Raw genomic sequence first — 17,132 nt, forward strand, 5'->3', positions numbered from 1 at the left:
CCGGACGTCATAGCATCCGGGGCTGTAGTTATGGAGTTTTGGTACAAACGTCAGGTCACAATATGATTTTGTTGAACCAGCTCATCGAGCGTGGTGTGTACGTTCTCCAAAGTCACGAGACTGGTTGATTGATAAGTGGTACCCGTACCGTCGCGGTCGATAGAAACCACGGTGTTGCTACCGTTGGTGGCAACGGTGAGATAATTGCCGAGCGTGGCGTTTTGCCCGTTCCAGCCCACCAGCAGATCGCCGATATCGATTTTATCTCCCTGTGCCAGTGAGAAGTTGGTCCAGGTGTCCGCTGTCCCGTTGCCGCCGGTGGCGTCGTTGGCGCTGAGCAGGTGATAAATCAGCGTATCGCCATACACGCTGCCGATGAGGCGATCGGCATCAACGGTGCTCACGACCTGCGGGTTCATGTCGATGGTCAGCGTGGCGCTATCGGTATGGCCTTTCTGGTCATTAAGGGTGTAGGTGAATGTCTCTTTGGTTTTGATGGACTCCAGTGAAACATCGCTGTTGAGGGCATAGGTGTAATGCCCGTCAATGCCGATCGTCAGCTTGCCATACAATCCATTAATGGTGGCGCTGGCAGTGCTGCTGCCCAGCGGATCCAGCGTGGCAGAGCCACCCGCGCCGTTCACCGTCAGCAGGGTATGCACGCTGGCAATATGGTCTCCGTCATAGATGTTGCCAGTGACGCTATTCGTGCCAGCGGTTTCGAAGTTATCGAGATCGACTATCGCCCCTTTCACGCTAGGGGTAATGGTGATGGTACCGAGCCCAAGAGCACCGGCGTTACCGGTGTAATCGAGGCGATAATTACCGGCGTGCAGCACCAGTCCGTTCAGGGCGATATCAAGATTGCCGCCAATCAGTAATCCGCCGTTGAATGAATCACCGGCAACTTTAACGCCTTTGCTGTCGTACAGCGCCCAGGTCACGTTCAACCCGCCCAGCGTCAGTAAAGATGCCACGTTGAAATGCAGCACCACGTTTTGTACGGCTGTACCCGCAGCAACTTCAACGATGCCGCTGCCACTTTTTGAGCTGGGTCCCAGCACTGTGGTCCAACTGGCAGAGCCGACGCTGGTGTCACTAAAGGGTTGAGAAGTATCCTGCAGCGTGGTGACCGCCATCTGGCTGCTGGTATCGTTCACGGCGTCAAGCGCTTGCGGGGTTGCCTTGATGTTCAGCGATGCGCTGCCGATATCCCCGTTTGGCGCCTTGACCGTGTAGACAAAGCTGTCCGGGGTATTAATGCTGTCTGCCCCCAGTCCGCTTTTCAGCGTATAGGTGTAGTTACCCTTCGCATCAATAGTCAGCGTGCCGTACTGCCCAACAATGCTGGTGGTGCCTGTCCCACTGACCGCGACGCCGTTCACTTCGGTGATGAGCGTATTAGCAGGAGCAGAATCATTGGCCAGAATGTTACCGTTGGTGGATGCGCTCAGGCTGTCTACCGCATAGGTGTGATCGGCCTGAATATTCAGGGTGTAGCCGGTCAGCAGCGCCAGACCACCGGAGGCGTTAAGTAAGAACAGGTAGTCTCCGCCCGGCAGCGTGATGGTATACGCCGTTGAGCTTCCGCCGAGTAACGCGGTGACCCAGTTCGGTTTCACCCGGTATTGCTCATACTGCTGAATGGCGTCATTGAAGCGGTAGACATAGAGATCGAAACCGCCAAGCGTAACGCCGAGAACGTTAGCCTGAACGGTCAACGTACGGGTTGCGCCGTCATCAACGTTGAATTTGATCGGGCTGGTCAAACCGTTTACCAGACTAACGTCCAGGACATTACCCAGACCGATATTGGCGAGCGTGAAGCCGGTTTGCTGTGACGGCCCGTGATCGACTGCGCTGACCTGCGTCCCGTAAGTGAGCGTAGCAACATCGTCTGCCGCCGTTACCGTGCTGGTTGTTGGGGTCTGGCCCAGCGTCACCACCAGTTTTGCCGATGAGTGGTCACTGCCATGCGTCAGCGTATAGGTGAAGCTTTCGGAACGCCCATACACCGATGTCGAGGTATTCGTGAGGGTGTAGGTATAGCTGCCGTCCTGGTTAATATGCAGGATGCCGTATTTGCCCTGAATATCCGCTCCGCCCGCCGGGATGTTCACTGTATTGCCGTTGCCATCGGTAATCGACGTCACCCGCGTGCCGGAAGGGGCGTTATCCTGCCCGTTGGTGGGGTCGGTATCCGTGATGATGTTACCGGATCCCGTCAGGCCGCCGGTAATGGTTCCGGCGCTGGTTTTGACCACCGCTACGTCCAGGCTGGTGAAGGCGCCGGTTGCCAGCAGGCTGGTGTTGTAGCTGACCACGCGGTAGTCCCCGCCGGTGAGCTTGTCATAGTTGAGCGTCACGCCGGAGGCGCTGAGCGTCAACAGATCGGCAAAATCGGCTTTACCGGTATCGACCACCGTCACCCAGGCGTTGAGCGTAGTGTCAAAGCGCTGGATAACAATCTCCATGGTGCTCAGTAGCGACAGCACAATGCCTGTTGCCGCCGCATTGATGGTGATGGAGCCGCTGCCGCCAGAGGCAATGCTGAAATTGACGGATGCCGTATCGTTCCCCAGCACGTTGGCCACATTACCCAGCGCGTTAACCAGCAGGAAGCCATAATCGCTTTTGTGCTCGTTAGTGACCGTGACGTCGGTTTGTAATGCCAGACTGGCGACGTTGTCTTCGGCCAGCAGCGGCAATACCGGTGCGATAATGCTGGTCGGCAATGAAGTGTTACCCGCCGCATCGGTCGCGGTGGCGGACAGCGATTGGCCTTCAATCTGGCGTACCGGCAGGGTGACGCTGTAAACACCGCTGCTGTTGGCGATAGCCGTTACGCTGCCGCCGCCGGGCAGGGAGATAGTGACCGTGCTTCCCGCTTCGGCGACGCCGCTGACGGTACCGCCATCGGCGCTGATCAGTATCGTTGGCGCGGTCGGTGGCGTGGTATCCACAATCACGCTGAACGAACCGGACAATCCGCTTGCGCCGTTGGCGTTTGTTGCCGTGGCGGTAAACGCGTGGTTACCTTCACTGAGCGCGCCGGATGGGGTAAAGCTCCAGAGTCCGTTACCGTCGGCGGTCGTGCTGCCCATGAGTACGCCATTGTTGTACAGATTGATGATGGCGTTAGCCTGCGCCGTTCCGCTGAGCGTAGGCAGGGTATCATTGGTGGTTTTACCGGCAGCGACCGGCCCCGTGATCGTGCCGACGTCATCGAACACGCTGGCAATAACCGGCGCAGGCGGTACGCCGGTAAACGGTGCCAGCACGTTACCTGGGGTACCGATGTTACCTGCGGCATCCTGTGCGCTCACCAGCAGCGTTTGCCCACTGATTTGCGGTGGGTTTAGCGTGAAAGTGAAATTACCGGAGCCGTTGGCGGTTGCCGTACCGATCACCGTTCCGCCGCTGGAGGTAATAATGACCGTGCTGTTTGGCTCGGCAACGCCGGTAAGCGTGGTGCCGTTGGCGTTGACCGCCAGCCCGGTTGGGATGCCCGGGGCGACGGTATCGACCACAATTGCGGTGGCAGACGACATGCCGCTGGTATTCCCCGCAGTGTCCGTTGCGGTGATAGTAAACGAGTGGGTACCTTGTGCCAGCGCGGTGGCCGGGGTATAGCTCCAGTTGCCGCTACCGTCCGCCGTCACGCTGGTGACAAAGGTGCCATTATCATAAATATCGACCCGCGCGTTGGCCTCGGTGGTACCGTTTAACGTTGGGCGTGCGTCATTGGTAGGCTGATTACTGCCAATCGCCCCAGTGTTTGGCCCAACATCGTCAATAATGCTGCTGATTGATGGCTGTGTTGGTGCCGTGGTGTCGACCACCACGTTAAAGCCTGCCGTCGCACCGCTGGTATTGCCCGCCGCGTCGGTGGCGGTGATGGTGAAGGTGTGTGTGCCATTTACCAGCGGCGTGGTGGGTGTAAACGACCAGCTGTTATTGCTTTGTACCAGCGCCGTACCCAGCAGGGTGCTTCCGTCATAGATACTGACGGTGCTGCCTGCCTCGGCGGTACCATTCAGCGTCGGGCGTGCATCGTTGGTCAGTTGCCCGTTGCTGAGCGCCGCATTGAACACGCCGCCTGCGACGTCATCTATCACTGAGACCAGCAGCGGGACGGAAGGCGCAATGGTGTCGACATTAATAGTAAACCCGCCTGAGATGGGGCTTACGTTCCCGGCGGCATCGGTAGCGATAGCGGTAAACACGTGCTGGCCGTTGCCCAGCGTGGCAGGCAGATACTCCCAGGTGCCGTCTACCGCCGCAGTCACCGTCGCCAGCAGCGTGCCATTATCGTAGATGGCTACCCGGGCACCGGCTTCCGCCGAGCCGTTGAGTACGGGACGGGTGTCATTAGTGTAAGCGCCGTTCGATAGCGTTCCGGTACCCGGCAGTACGTCATCAAAAGCCTGGATAATCGTTGGTGCAAGCGGGGCCACGGTATCAACAACGATGTTAAATCCAGCGGACGTTGGGCTAACATTTCCGGCTGCGTCGGTTGCTGTCACCGTCAGCGTGTGGTTGCCGTTGCCAAGAGCCGTTCCCGGCGTGAAATTCCATGCTCCTCCTCCGTCTGCCGGAACGGTGCCGATCAGCGTGCCGTTGTCGTATATTTTAACCGTTGAATTGGCCTCCGCCGTGCCGCTAAGCGTAGGGAGTGCATCGTTTGTCGCCTGGCCGTTGTTCAGATTTCCGGTCAGTGGGCCGACATCATCAACAACCTGGGTAATAGCCGGTGCTGTCGGTGCCAGCGTATCGACAGTGTAGGTAAAGCCGCCTGAAGGCAGACTGGTATTGCCTGCGCTATCTGTCGCCGTGACGGTCAGAGTATGCAGGCCGTTACCTAACGCCGTTGAGGGCGTAAAACTCCAGGTTCCACCCGCGCCGACGATGGTGGTGCCAATGGGTTGACCATCACTCAGGACAGTAATGGTCGCGCCAACTTCACCCGTACCGCTGAGCGCCGGGCGACTTTCGTTACTGATTTGCCCGTTGGCGATAGGCCCGGTTGTCGGGGCTGTGTTGTCCTGAACGGTCAGAATTACCGGTGCTGATGGGGCAATCGAATCGACCAAAACGGTGAACGAGGCGGAAGCGCCGCTGGTGTTGCCTGCCGCATCTGTCGCGGTCACGGTAAAGATATTTTCGCCTTGCCCCAGCGCGTTTGTTGGGGTGAAGCTCCAGCTACCGGAGCCATCCGCATTAGTGGTGCCGATGATCGTACCGTTACTGCGAATGGTGACAATGGCATTAGGTTCGGTCGTGCCATTCAGTGTGGGTTGGGCATCATTGGTCAGTTGGCCGTTGGTCAACAACGTGCTTCCCGGCTGATCGTCGATGACTGACACAATAGTTGGTACTGCTGGCGGAAGTGTGTCGACCAACAGCGAGAACGGCGCAGTGGCCGGGCTGACGTTGCCAGCAGCGTCCGTGACCGTGGCGGTCAACGCGTGATTGCCCTCGCCGAGCGCCGGAGAAGGCGTAAAGCTCCAGTTGCCGCTTCCATCGCTGGTGGTGGTGCCAATCACCGTGCCGTTATCACGGATGGTGACTACGCTATTGGCTTCGGTGGTACCTGCCAGGGTTGGCGTATTATCGTTGGTTGTCTGCCCGGAAATGAGCGTGGTCGTTACACCCACATCGTTGGTTACCGACACAATGACCGGCGCTGAAGGCAGGCTCGTATCAACCGTTATCGGGTAGGGGGCAGAGGCGACACCCAGGTTCCCGGCGGCGTCGGTGGCGCGTACGGTGAAGATGTGAGGGCCGTCATTCAGGGCGTTCTGCGGGGTAAAGCTCCAGTTTCCGCTGCTGTTAACGGTTGTGGTACCGATGGATACGCCACCGTCATAAACTGTAATAGTCGCGCCAATTTCGCCAGTACCACTCAACGTTGGACGCGTATCGTTAGTGCTTTGTCCACTGCCGACGTTGCCCGTTACCGGGGCTACGTCATCAGTAACGGCGGTGATGCTCGGCGCAAGCGGCGCAGTGGTATCAATGGTAATGGCATAGTTTGGTGACATGCCGCTGGTGTCGCCATTCACCGTTTGAGAGACCGCGTAGTTCCAGGTCGTGCCGTCCGCCAGCGCGGTGGGGAGGGTGTAGCTCCAGACGCCGGTGCTCGCATCGGCCGTAACGGTGGTTAGCAGAATGCCGTTTTGGTAGATATGTACATCAGCTCCGGCCGTTGCCACGCCTTGTAAGGTTGGCTGCGTGTCATTGGTGGTTTTCCCGTTGCCAATATCGCCTGTTCCGGGGTCGACATCGTCGATAATTTGCAGAGTTGGCGGATGCGGAAGGCCCGAGATTGAGGCGGTAAACAGTGTTTCTCCGCTTTGGTTACCCGCTGGATCCTGAGCGATCGCGTTCAATGTTTCACCCGCCGTCTGCGCCGGTGAAATCGTGACGGTGTAAGCGCCGGTAATGTTATTAGCTACGGCCTGGCCCAGTACCGTGGTACCGTTTTTGATGATAACGGTGCTGCCCGGTTCGGCTGTCCCGCTCACCAGCGTACCGTTATTATCTATGATGGTCACGATGGGGGCAGGCGGCGCTTGCGTATCGGTTGTTATTATTACCGGGTTGCCAGCCGGGAGGCTATTACCTGCCGCATCCTGCGTGCCAAAGGTCAGCGTATGTTGAACGTTGGCTGAGAGTGGAACATCCACGATCCATTTGCCATCGAGTCCCACCGTTGTGGTGATCAGCGGGATGGGATTACTATTATCATAAATTAGGATTGTACTGCCCGGTGTTCCCGTACCACTGACGGTGGGCGAGAGATCGTCCGTCACGCTGCCACTGCCGAGTGTACCGGTAATCACGCCGACGTTATCTTCGATATCCGTCACCTGCGGGGCGGTAAGCGGCGTCGAATTCACCGTAAACGAAATGCTATTTGATGAGTTGCTGGGGTTGCCAGCGGCATCGGTAGCAACCGCCGTCAGCGTGTAGGTGCCATTGGGCAGCGGGGTCGTCGGTGTGATGCTCCACAAACCATTCACTACGGTAGTGGTCCCGATAACCGTCGCGCCGTTATACAGCGTAATGGTCGAGCCGCTTTCGCCGGTTCCGCGCACGGTTGGTGTGCTGTCATCGGTGGTGCCGTTTTCCGGGATATCCGCCTGAATTGCGCCTACGTCGTCATTTGCGGCAATGATTGTGGGCGTTGCGGGAGGGGTAATATCAATGTTCAGGGTAACAGGAGTCGAAGCCGGGCTGACGTTGCCTGCCGGATCGGTCGCGGTAACGGTAACCTGATAAGTGTCCGGGTTAATAGGTGTGGTTGGCGTAAAACTCCAGGTGCCGTCTGCGCCAACTTTTGTGGTACCCAGCGGTGTGGCATTGCCGTCGAGATACACTGATATCACATCACCTGCCGTGCCGGTTCCGCTAAAGGTTGGCGTGGTGTCATTGGTGTTGCCATTCGTGACCACGCCTGTTACCGGAGCCACATCGTCGGTAATGATTGGCGTGCCAGGCTGCGCGGGAGGCGTATTGTCTACTGTCAGAGTAAAGCCTGCGGAAGGAATACCCGTGTTACCCGCAGAGTCAGTCGCCGTGGCGGTGAATTTGTGTGGTCCTTCGGGAAGCGCATTCGTTGGCGTAAATGTCCATGAACCATCAGGCTGGACGGTAGTGCTACCTATCGTTGTGCCGTTATCCGCAACGGTGATGGTTGCCCCCGGCTCGCCAGTACCTGAAAGAACAGGGGTGGTACTTTTCGTACTGCCGCCGTTTGCCAGAGGGAGAGTGGAACTGCCTATCAGTCCCTCACCGGCGACGATAACCGGTGCCACCGGTGGTGTTGTATCAATGGTTAACGTAAAGCTTCCAGGCGTGCTGGCATTACCTGCAGCATCGGTCGCCACGGCTGTCAGCGTGTGCGGCCCTTCGCTTAGCGGCTGAGTCAACTGGATGCTCCAGTTACCGCCAGCCGGCACTACCATGCTGCCAACAGGCGTCGTACCGTCATAGAGCGTGACGGTTGAACCTGCAACACCCGTACCGTTCAGTTTTGGCAGAGTATCGTCCGTACTCTTGTTGGTGGGCAGATCGCTTTGGATGCTACCGACATCGTCCGTCATACTGACAATGACAGGTGCGGCGGGCGCTTGCGTATCCACCGTAATGGACACCACGATTGGCGAGGTGGTGACGTTACCTGCCATATCCGAGGCCGATACCGTGAAATTATGCACCCGGTCAGTGAGTGGAGCGCTATTCGGCACCGTATAGCTCCATGTGCCGGAACTGTTGACCAGGACGGTGTTTAGCAAAATGCCATTATCAAACAGGCTGACCAACGAACCGGGTTCACCGGTGCCTGAAATCGTCGGTGTGTTGTCATTGGTTATGCCACCATTGTTGGCGACATTGCCGGTTATCGTCCCGACATCGTCGTTCACCAGTGTAATGGCGGGTGCTGTGGGCGCAAGGGTATCGACAATGATTTTCCAGCTTGCCGCGCCGCTGGTGTTATTCGCTGCGTCTGTGGCGGTCACCGTGAAAATGTGAGCGCCCTCGCTCAGCGCTGAGGTAGGCGTATAGTTCCAGTTACCGTTGGTATCAGCGGCCACTGTCGTCAGCAGGATGCCGTTATCATAAATTTTGACCTGAGAACCCGCTTCGGCGGTGCCTTCCAGTTTAGGTTTGCTATCGTTGGTGACGTCGCCGTTATTGAGAGGACCCAGATACATGGGCTGGTCATCAGTCACGGTGGTAATGATCGGGGTGCCGGGCGCGGTGATATCCGGCGCCAACGCGGAAGTAGGCTGACTCTCATTACTGCTGCTGTCCGTTGCGGTGACGTTTACCGTTTCGCCGTTCTTTTGCGATGGCGTAATCGACACGGCGAAGTTACCGCCGCTGTCAGCCTGGCCTACGCCAATCTGATTACCGTTGCTGTCTTTGACGGTGACGGTGCTCCCCGCTTCAGCATGTCCACTCACAGAACCACCGTCTCCGGCGACGGTGACGCCAGTTGGCGCATCAGGTGCTGTGGTATCCGGTGCGGTAACTGTGCTGTTGCCGCTGGTATTGCCTGCCGCATCTGTCGCGTTGGCGACGAGATGTTCTCCGTTGGTCTGCGGCGGAACCAGCGTGGCGGTGAAACTCCCGCTCGGGCCTGCGGTTGCTGTTCCAATGATCGCACCACCGGGAGCCAGAATATGCACCGTACTGTTGGGTTCTGCTGTGCCGGTCACCTGATCGCCTGTGGGATTTATCACCAGATTAGCAGGCGGCTGCGGGGCCGTGATGTCCGGTGCAAGCGCCGTTTCTGGCAGGCTTGGGTTTCCTGCCGGATCGGTTGCGATGGCTTCAATGGTTTCGCCATTGGTTTGTGGCGGGTTAATGGTGATGGCAAAGGAACCGTCCGGCCCGGCGACGCCGCTGCCGATCTGAGTTCCGCCACTGCCGGTGATAACCACGGTATTGCCAGGCTCGGTTGTTCCGGTGACGACAGTTCCATCCGCAGATACGGTGAGATCATCAGGCGGCGACGGTGGCTGGGTGTCGATGCTGATATTGAACGCAGGTGACATGCCTCCTGTACCTGACTGGTTTGTAGCCGTGACGGTGAAGGCGTGTAGATCGTCTGATAACGGGGAGCTGGAAGTCCATGTCCAGTTACCGTTACCGTCAGCCAGTACGCTGATGACAGGAAGCCCATTGTCGTAAATAGTCACCGTGCTGTTGGCGTCTGCAGTACCAGAGAGCGTTGGTGTTTGGTCGTTGGTTGCCTGATTGTTGCTCAATGGCCCGGTTGAGGGGGCTACATCATCCATAACGCTGACAATAACCGGTACGCCAGGATAGCCAGAGTTCGTCGCATTGAATGGGGTATCTGGCCCGATGTTGCCGGCCTGGTCCTGAATCTTAGCGATCAGCGCTTCACCGTGCGTTTGTGAGGGGGAAATCGCAATGGTGAAATTGCCGGTTTGATCGACCGTTTTTGAACCCAGAACCTGATTATTGCTACCGATGATCATAACCAGGCTTCCTGGTTCTGCGCTACCGGTTACCGTTGTGCCCTCAAGATTTACGCCGGAGATAATCGCACCTTCAGGTGGCGTGGTATCAACGGTAAATGCTGGCACGGTTGTTTCGCTGCTCACGTTACCCGCGGCGTCAGTTTGTGTCAGCGTCAGATTATGAACACCATCGCTGAGCGGGATATCTGGTGTGAAAGTCCAGTTGCCATTGTCATCCACCTGGACCATGCCAATCAGAATGCCGTTATCAGAAATGCTGATGTAAGAACCTGCTTCGCCGGTGCCCGTGAGCGTCGGTGTGGCATCGTCGGTCACGCCGTTATTGCCTATCAGACCCGTAATGGAGCCGAAATCGTCAGTTTCTTCGGTGACCACGGGGGCATCCGGTGCCAGCGTATCGACAATAATGACCCAGCTGTCCGACATTTCGCTGCTGCCCGCATTATTTGAGGCGCTGACGGTAAACTGGTGAGTACCGTCTGCGAGTGGGGAAGCCGGTGTAAAGGTCCAGTTACCGTTGGCATCGATAATGACCTGGCCTATTTCGACGCCGTTATCAAAAATATGTAGGGTGGTATTCGCGGGGCCGGTGCCCTGGAGTGTAGGTCTGTTATCGTTAGTCGATTCCTGTTGATTGACGAGGCCGGTAATCAATTCCTGGTCATCAAGTACGCTGGTGATGACGGGCACGTCTGGTACGTTAGGGGTTATCGTTGGCGGATCACCGTCATCGCCGCTTCCATTATCGTTGCCTCCATTACCATTGCCGCCGCTACCGTTGCCATTGCCACCATTACCGTTTCCGGCGTTATTGTCGCTCCCTCCGCCACCGCCGCCACCACCACCACCCGCAGCGAGGCCTATTCCGCCAGCGACCGCGACCCCACCAAGAACCCAGGGCCAGACAGCGCCGCCTTCATGGCTGCCTTCGGCCGTCATCAGCGGTGTGAGATCGTCCAGATGCTGGAAGTGGAAAGCGCCATCAGTATCCTGAACCCACCACAGTGCGCCATTGCTATCTTCCAGAACGAGCTGGTTTTGCGCATCACCTTTTCCAGTGTAGAAATTTTTAATGGTGATGGTTTCACCTGAGCGGAGTGTGACCACCAGATCCTGGTTAATACGAGTCAGTTGGCTGATGTCCTCACGCGAAACGGACAATTTCACGATGGACGGTGTGCTGAGCGTCACTTCGGAGGTCTCAACATTCGTGGATACACCAGTCAATTTTGATACAACGGCGAGATGACGCATATGTTCACTCCTGATGGCTTGCCGGGGGAATTAATCCGCAACAGCGTTCTGGGAAAATGAGCAGACAGGTGCCCCGTTCATCCTGAAGATGAATTTACACATGTGGTTTCATTGATTAGGTCATAGCGATGTCGGTTTTTTTAGTAAATAAGAGTCGACCTCAACGTTGAATAGTTCTTTCGTATTAGATGATATAGTCAGAAAGAAAGTATTCTGCAACTTATTCATAATAAAAACATATAGTGATATTTCAGGTGAATTAGAGTCAATCGTTTTCGTGGTGCGGGGCGTTTTGTATCTTGTTGTATTTAAATGATTTATATGGATCGTTGAATGTGCTGGTATATAATAAACATCAGTAATAATAGTGTTATTTAAATGAGGGGGAAATAGAGTGGGGTAGTTCTTGATGTTTTATTTTATTAGTCTATAAGCGGCAAGAAATAAATACACGAATTATTCGGTGTTTGAACGATTCAGCGATATTGAACTATAAGCTTGATGAATATATTGAGGTGACTTCAATAACTAAAAATAAGGACCAGTCCCATAATGAGAGACTGGTCACAAAACAATGGGTTATCTGCCAGCATTTTTCATAATACGTGCTTTATCCACCTGCCATTCACGCTCTTTCACATCGGAGCGTTTGTCGTGCTGTTTCTTACCTTTAGCAACGCCAATTTTCACTTTGCACCAGGCATTTTTCCAGTACAGTGACAGCGCAACGACGGTGTAACCTTCGCGGTTCATTCGACCGTACAGCGAGTCGAGCTCACGTTGGTTTAACAGTAGCTTACGGGTACGAGTGGGATCGCAGACCACGTGCGTTGAGGCAACTGCCATTGGGATGAAGTTGGCGCCAAACAGATAAGCTTCACCGTCTTTGAGAATGACGTAGCTGTCGCTGATGTTGGCTTTACCTGCACGCAGGGATTTAACTTCCCAGCCCTGCAGAGCGAGTCCAGCTTCGAACTCTTCTTCGATAAAGTATTCGTGTCGTGCGCGCTTGTTTAGCGCGATTGTGGCTGAGCCAGGTTTGTGTGCTTTTTTCTTCGTCATAATGCCGCTCAGTATAGGTAATCTGGAATCGAAAAACACCCCATTTCATCCAGCGGGGCGCAAGGCGCTATCTTAGCACGAGTTGGGCTATAGCGTTTTTTTTAGCGGATGATAAATGGTATTATTTGCTCGATTGATATAGATGGAAATTGTTATGCCTCAGATTAGCCGGACCGCTTTAGTGCCTTACAGTGCGGAACAGATGTATCAGCTAGTGAATGATGTTAAATCCTATCCCCAGTTTTTACCGGGTTGCACCGGAAGCCGCGTTCTGGAGTCGACTCCGGGACAGATGACGGCAGCGGTGGATGTTTCTAAAGCAGGGATTAGCAAAACATTCACCACGCGCAACCAGTTGACCAATAACCAGAGCATCCTGATGCATCTGGTCGATGGCCCCTTCAAAAAACTCATTGGCGGGTGGAAGTTTACGCCGCTTAGTCAGGAAGCGTGCCGCATTGAGTTTCAGCTCGATTTTGAGTTCACTAACAAGTTAATCGAACTGGCGTTTGGTCGTATCTTTAAAGAGCTGGCATCGAATATGGTGCAGGCCTTCACGGTACGCGCGAAAGAGGTTTACAGTGTCAGTGTCGGCTAAAATGGTCGTTGAAGTCGCGTACGCGCTACCCGACAAACAATATTTACAGCGTGTGACGCTGCAAGAGGGCGCAACGGTTGAGGAGGCCATTCGCGCTTCTGGACTGCTGGAATTACGTCCCGATATCGATCTCAGCAAAAATAAAGTGGGGATCTACAGCCGCCCGGTAAAACTTGCTGATGTCGTACATGACGGCGATCGGGTAGAAATCTACCGACCATTGATTGCCGATCCGAAAGAGTTGCGCAGGAAGCGGGCTGAGAAATCGGCCAACAAATAACAGACAGTAAAAAGGTGCTCATTGAGCACCTTTTTTTGATCTCTCAAACCTATTTGTTGTCGGTCAGGGCAGGTTTGTTATCAATGTTGGTCAATACACCACTGCTGTTAAAGGTCAGCGTCAGCGTTTGCTGCGTTACGCCTTCATGTCCTGGCTGTTGACGGAACACATAAAACCAGGTGTTGGTGCCAAAAGGATCGGACATCATTGGTGTACCCAGAGCATAAGCAACCTGCTGTTGCGTCATACCCACACGAACTTTGGATACATCGTTAGCAGTCAGATAGTTTCCCTGGTTGATGTCAGGACGGTAAACCACTCGCTCCAGAGTGGAACAGCCTGCGGTCAACATCAGTAGTACTGCTGCAGCAGCAGTCAGCGTTTTACAGCGCATAGTGATTTGATTCCTTTTCGGGCCCGAGCAGTACGCGGCTCATATGTAATATGCCGATGATAATAGACCTTTCACCACTTTAAAACCTTTTGCTGTCGGGTCGGATGGCGATTTTATGTTGAACTCAGACCGTTACAAGAGAAAAAAGTTTACGCAGCCAGCAGTTCTTTTGCATTTGCAAGGGTATTGCGCGTGACTTCGCTGCCGCCAAGTAAACGGGCGAGTTCTTGCAGACGTGCGCGTTTATCCAGCGGTTGCATATGCGTTTCGGTCATCGCGCCGTCGGTTTCTTTGCTGACATAGAAGTGTTGGTGTCCACAACCGGCAACCTGCGGCAGGTGCGTGACGCACATAACCTGGGTGGACTCTCCCAGCTGGCGCAGCAGTTTGCCTACGACCGCTGCCGTCGGACCACTAATACCCACATCTACTTCATCGAAAATCAGCGCCGGCGTTTCCATCTTACGTGCGGTGATCACCTGGATTGCCAGCGCGATGCGCGACAGTTCCCCGCCGGATGCGACTTTCGCAATGGGCTGCAACGGCTGACCCGGGTTAGTGGTGACTTTAAATTCAACGCGATCGGCACCGTCTACGCTCAGATGGTGCTCATCGAACTTCACGTCAATGCAAAAGAGTCCGTGCGGCATAGAAAGCGCGTGCATGCTCTCGGTAATAAGCTGCCCCAGTTCCTGAGCAAAATGCTGACGCTGGTGATGCAGCGTCTGTGCTATTTCCAGTGCCTGCTGGTGATGATTGTTCACCGCCAGGGTTAGGGTTTCGAGTGAATCAGCCTGATCGTCAAGCTGCTGTTGCTCCTCCAGCAGCGACTGATAGAACTGCGGTAGCGCTTCGGGTGCGACATGATGTTTGCGCGCCAGAGAGATTTGTTTAGAGATGCGCTGCTCAAGTTCGAATAACCGGTTAGGGTCCAGATCCAGCCGATCGCAATAATGGCGTAGCTCGTCGCTCGCTTCGCTGAGCTGAATGGTCGCCTCTTCAAGCATGTCCAGAATTCCGGAGAGCTTACCGTCCATTCCTGCCAGTTCGCTGACCAGCTGTTTTGCCGTGTACAGCTGGCTTTGCAGATTAACGTCTTCGCCGTCTGCCATGATAGCCAGTGCTTGTTGGCTGGTGGTGAGCAGCTGTCCGCTGTTAGCCAGACGTTTGTACTCTTCATCAATTTGCTCAAACTCGCCCGGCTGCGGGTTAAATTCGTTCAGTTCTTTTAACTGGTACTGTAACAGCTCCGCCCGGGCCGCACGTTCCTGGCTTTGCTGCTGATGATGTGCCAGGTCGCGGCAGCTTTGGTGCCACAGCTGGTAGCGCGCGGCCATTTCCTGAATCAGGGAGGCTTCATTGGCGTAACCATCAAGTAGGGATTTTTGGTGTTCAGATTTCGTCAGGAGCTGGTGTGCGTGCTGGCCGTGGATTTGAATAAGCAACTGGCCAAGCTCGCGAAGCTGTGACAGCGGTACCGCGGTGCCGTTGATAAAGCCACGTGAGCGGCCATCACAGCTGATAACGCGACGCAGCAAGCACTCACGGCCTTCTTCAAGCTGGTTATCTTCGAGCCATTGCAGCGCCGCTGGCGTGTCTTTTAGGGAAAAGCGGGCGCACAGATCGGCACGTGTGGCACCTGTGCGCACCATGTCGGCATCGGCACGTCCGCCAAGGCACAAACCGAGGGCATCAATGGCAATGGACTTACCCGCCCCGGTCTCGCCGGTAATGACGGTCATTCCGCTCTGAAAATCGATCTCAAGTTCACGAACGATAGCAAAATTGCTGATGGTCAGTTGTGCCAACATAGCTGTTTTCCTGTATGAAAAACCATAACTGTAATTACATACAGTATAAACTGGTTTTTTATACAGTAAAGAGGTTGGCGTTAAATTAAAATAATTTTTTTGACCAGCCTAGTTTGGTGCTTAATGTATTGAAATAGCTGTAGTCTTTTGGGTGAATAAGATTCAAATGATAGTCGCAGCGGCGAATCAGAACGTCTTCACCTTCCTGGATAGGCAGGGCGATCTGGCTGTCGCAGCTGATCTCAAGATCGCTACGACGGTGCGAAAAGCGCAAGCGAATTGTGCTGCTACTGTTGATCACCAGCGGTCGCGCGGAGAGCGTGTGCGGGAACATTGGCACCAGCGTAATGGCGTCCAGAGACGGTGTCAGGATTGGACCACCGGCAGAGAGCGAGTAGGCGGTAGACCCGGTTGGCGTGGAAATAATCAGCCCGTCGGAACGCTGGGAAAACGCAAAGACCTCATCGATATAGACTTCAAACTCAATCATGTGCGCGACTTTACCCGGATGCAGAACCACTTCATTGATCGCGGTACTGATGCGCTTCTGGCAATCCTGCTGGCACACCTGGGCTTCAAGCAAAAAACGCTTCTCACTGATGTAGTGGCCTTCCAGAACGTCGGCTAACTGCTGATGCGCATTGTCCGGGTCAAGATCGGTGAGAAAGCCAAGGTTGCCACGATTAATCCCGATGACCTTAATGTCATAACGTGCCAGGGTGCGCGCGGCGCCGAGCATGTTGCCATCACCGCCAACCACTACCGCGAGGTCCGCCTGCTGACCAATCTCTGCCAGCGTGCCGGTTTGCACATTTTTCAGCTGCAGCTCGCGGGCGATTTGTTGCTCCACGATAACCTCATACCCTTTTGTGCACAGCCAGCGGTAAAGCATTTCATGTGTGGTCAGTGCAGTGGGGTGACGTGGATGCCCCACAATGCCAATACACTTGAAATGTTTGTTCATTTTCTCGAGGTCCTTGTAGCGAAGATGAGTGACAATGTGAGTACTTCCCTTGAATCCCTGAATCTTATCCCCATAATAAGCCAAGTTAGCGAGATGAATGCGAAAAAACGCGGAGAAATTCATGAGTAGTAAAGAACAGAAAACGCCTGAGGGGCAAGCCCCGGAAGAAATTATCATGGATCAGCACGAAGAAGTTGAGGCGGTTGAACCAGACGCTTCTGCTGAGCAGGTGGATCCGCGCGATGAAAAAATTGCGAATCTGGAAGCTCAGCTTGCTGAAGCCGAAACGCGCGAGCGTGACAGCGTGTTGCGTATCAAAGCGGAAATGGAAAACCTGCGCCGTCGTACTGAACTGGACGTAGAAAAGGCGCATAAGTTCGCGCTGGAAAAATTCGTTAACGAACTGCTGCCGGTGCTGGATAGCCTGGACCGTGCGCTGGAAGTGGCGGATAAAGACAACGACGCCATGACCGCGATGATCGAAGGTATCGAACTGACCCGTAAGTCGATGCTGGATGTGGTGGCTAAGTTTGGTGTGCAGGTGGTTGCGGATATTGATGTGCCGATGGACCCGAACGTACATCAGGCGATTGCCATGGTTGAGTCTGACGACGTTGCCGCCGGTAACGTACTGATGGTGATGCAGAAAGGCTATACCCTGAACGGACGTACCATCCGTGCCGCGATGGTGTCTGTGGCGAAGGCCAAAGGCTAATCGGCCTGTAGCGCCGGATAACGCATCTGCATTACCCG

General features: G+C 54.9%; 8 protein-coding genes. 3 read left to right on the top strand and 5 right to left on the bottom strand.

Annotated elements, in window-relative coordinates; all coding sequences use genetic code 11:
- Positions 1-50: 50 nt before the first annotated feature.
- On the bottom strand, positions 51-11,270 hold the full coding sequence (locus JQ822_RS11225) for a BapA/Bap/LapF family large adhesin (protein WP_213133516.1): 11,220 nt from the start codon (positions 11,268-11,270) through the stop codon (positions 51-53).
- 579 nt (positions 11,271-11,849) lie between these two features.
- A complete protein-coding gene (smpB, locus tag JQ822_RS11230; protein WP_096759347.1) occupies positions 11,850-12,332 on the bottom strand; it encodes an SsrA-binding protein SmpB in 483 nt (160 codons plus the stop codon).
- Between the two features lie 154 nt (positions 12,333-12,486).
- On the opposite strand from smpB, the gene ratA reads away from it, so the two are divergent.
- Together ratA and JQ822_RS11240 are read left to right on the top strand one after the other, a co-directional pair.
- Positions 12,487-12,930 (top strand): type II toxin-antitoxin system toxin RatA, encoded by a 444-nt coding sequence (gene ratA / locus JQ822_RS11235; protein ID WP_196209809.1) that lies wholly within the window; start codon positions 12,487-12,489, stop codon positions 12,928-12,930.
- Position 12,931: 1 nt separating this feature from the next.
- Complete coding sequence (locus JQ822_RS11240; RefSeq protein ID WP_244848888.1) at positions 12,932-13,210, top strand: RnfH family protein; 279 nt, start codon at positions 12,932-12,934, stop codon at positions 13,208-13,210.
- Between the two features lie 49 nt (positions 13,211-13,259).
- Here the strand turns inward: JQ822_RS11240 and bamE are convergent, their stop codons facing one another.
- The 3 genes from bamE to nadK form a co-directional block, all read right to left on the bottom strand.
- Positions 13,260-13,604 (bottom strand): outer membrane protein assembly factor BamE, encoded by a 345-nt coding sequence (bamE, locus tag JQ822_RS11245; protein WP_135324684.1) that lies wholly within the window; start codon positions 13,602-13,604, stop codon positions 13,260-13,262.
- Between the two features lie 149 nt (positions 13,605-13,753).
- Positions 13,754-15,415: a DNA repair protein RecN gene (gene recN / locus JQ822_RS11250; protein ID WP_213133517.1), complete on the bottom strand. Its 1,662-nt coding sequence runs from the start codon at positions 15,413-15,415 to the stop codon at positions 13,754-13,756.
- A gap of 85 nt (positions 15,416-15,500) precedes the next feature.
- Positions 15,501-16,379, bottom strand: a complete 879-nt coding sequence (nadK, locus tag JQ822_RS11255) for an NAD(+) kinase (protein WP_135324686.1) — start codon at positions 16,377-16,379, stop codon at positions 15,501-15,503.
- Positions 16,380-16,500: 121 nt separating this feature from the next.
- Between nadK and grpE the strand changes: the two genes are divergently transcribed.
- Complete coding sequence (gene grpE / locus JQ822_RS11260; RefSeq protein WP_213133518.1) at positions 16,501-17,094, top strand: nucleotide exchange factor GrpE; 594 nt, start codon at positions 16,501-16,503, stop codon at positions 17,092-17,094.
- Positions 17,095-17,132: the final 38 nt, after the last annotated feature.

Source organism: Citrobacter sp. FP75 (assembly GCF_018342065.1).
GTDB lineage: Bacteria > Pseudomonadota > Gammaproteobacteria > Enterobacterales > Enterobacteriaceae > Citrobacter.

Bases quoted from the DNA above. Each gene is read 5' to 3' on its own strand.
- nadK (WP_135324686.1), bottom strand. From the start codon at position 16,379: ATGAACAAACATTTCAAGTGTATTGGCATTGTGGGGCATCCACGTCAC.
- JQ822_RS11240 (WP_244848888.1), top strand. From the start codon at position 12,932: ATGGTCGTTGAAGTCGCGTACGCGCTACCCGACAAACAATATTTACAG.
- recN (WP_213133517.1), bottom strand. From the start codon at position 15,415: ATGTTGGCACAACTGACCATCAGCAATTTTGCTATCGTTCGTGAACTT.
- ratA (WP_196209809.1), top strand. From the start codon at position 12,487: ATGCCTCAGATTAGCCGGACCGCTTTAGTGCCTTACAGTGCGGAACAG.
- grpE (WP_213133518.1), top strand. From the start codon at position 16,501: ATGAGTAGTAAAGAACAGAAAACGCCTGAGGGGCAAGCCCCGGAAGAA.
- JQ822_RS11225 (WP_213133516.1), bottom strand. From the start codon at position 11,270: ATGCGTCATCTCGCCGTTGTATCAAAATTGACTGGTGTATCCACGAAT.
- smpB (WP_096759347.1), bottom strand. From the start codon at position 12,332: ATGACGAAGAAAAAAGCACACAAACCTGGCTCAGCCACAATCGCGCTA.
- bamE (WP_135324684.1), bottom strand. From the start codon at position 13,604: ATGCGCTGTAAAACGCTGACTGCTGCTGCAGCAGTACTACTGATGTTG.